The following is a 1,213-nucleotide window of genomic DNA, read 5'->3' on the forward strand; positions in this document are numbered from 1 at the left end:
GTCCCGGGCTCGGTGCTCATGCCCTCAAATTTACCCGGCGCTGCACCGCACCCCGGAATGCCGCCGGCCGCCGGGGACTTAGCGCCGCCGCCTGGGGGCCGGGCGGCGGCAGATGCGGAAGGCCGGTAGGGTGCTGGTAGGACCCGTCCAGCGGTCAGACGAGGCAACCGCCGGCGCCGTACCGCCGGGCAGCGGAGGAAACGAATGCGCGAACCAGCGTGGCGGAAGACCGGGACCACCCCCGACTACAGGTTCTCCCTGGCCAACGAGCGGACGTTCCTGGCCTGGATCCGCACGTCCCTGGCCCTGATTGCCGGAGCCCTTGCGATCGACCAGCTGGCCCCGGAGATCGCGCCGGGACCCGTGCGGATCGTGTTGTGCGTCATCCTCGCGTTCCTGGGCGCTGGCCTGGCCGTTCTGTCCTACCACCGGTGGGGGCTCATGGAGGCTGCCATGCGGAACAACAGGGAGCTGCCGTTCTCCGGAGTGATGCTGGTGATGACCATCGGCGTCGCGGCTGCGGCCCTGGTGTTCGCGGTCCTGATCCTGGTGGCGCGGTGAGGCCAGCTGCGGCCAGGGACCCCGGGCTGCAGCCCGAGCGGACCTCCCTGGCCTGGCGCCGGACGTTGCTGGCCCTCATCGTGGCGGACCTGCTGGTCTGGCGCAGCTGGGCGCTCGCAGGATCCCGGGGCGGCGTTGTAGGTCCCGTTGATTTCCTTGGCATCTGCGCGCTGGCCGCCATGGCCGCGACGCTGGTCCTGGGCGTGTGCGTGCTGGTCCGCGGGCGCGAGCTCCGGCGGTCCAACGCTGCGCCGCCGGCGACGCTGCTACGCTGGGCCGCCGCCGCCGTCGTGGTCCTCGCCGCCAGCGCCGTAGCCGCGGTGGCCCTCGGGCACTGAACTGAGGCACTGAGTCGCGGCCCGGAACGGGCACCCAGCCGGAATCCAGCCAACATCCAGATTGCGCTGGCAGACTGCTGGCGGACCCATTCTCCCAGGCGGCCGAGGCCGCCCCGGACCACGAACCCGGCGGCGGTCCAGCGACGCCGCAACTGCAGCCCCTGGGCGCGCCGCCAGCAAAGGAATCCTGACCATGACCCTGCTTGTGCCAGCCCCAGACTCCGTTGACGTCCAGCCACCGGCCGCCAGCGACGTCCCGCCCCGGCCCGGGCTCGTGGCCCGGCTGTCCGCCGAGGCCCTGGGGACCCTGATCG

General features: G+C 72.5%; 2 protein-coding genes. Both read left to right on the forward strand.

Going from position 1 to position 1,213, the window contains the following annotated elements:
- The first annotated feature begins 204 nt into the window (after positions 1-204).
- A complete protein-coding gene (locus LQV45_RS33900) occupies positions 205-561 on the forward strand; it encodes a YidH family protein (RefSeq protein ID WP_230012218.1) in 357 nt (118 codons plus the stop codon).
- Positions 558-899, forward strand: coding sequence for a DUF202 domain-containing protein (locus LQV45_RS33905; protein ID WP_230012221.1), 342 nt, complete (start codon positions 558-560; stop codon positions 897-899). Before LQV45_RS33900 ends, LQV45_RS33905 begins: the two co-directional genes overlap by 4 nt.
- Positions 900-1,213: the final 314 nt, after the last annotated feature.

Source organism: Microbacterium sp. Bi128 (genome assembly GCF_918698205.1).

Coding starts and splice junctions, on each gene's coding strand:
- LQV45_RS33900 (WP_230012218.1), top strand. CDS start 205: ATGCGCGAACCAGCGTGGCGGAAGACCGGGACCACCCCCGACTACAGG.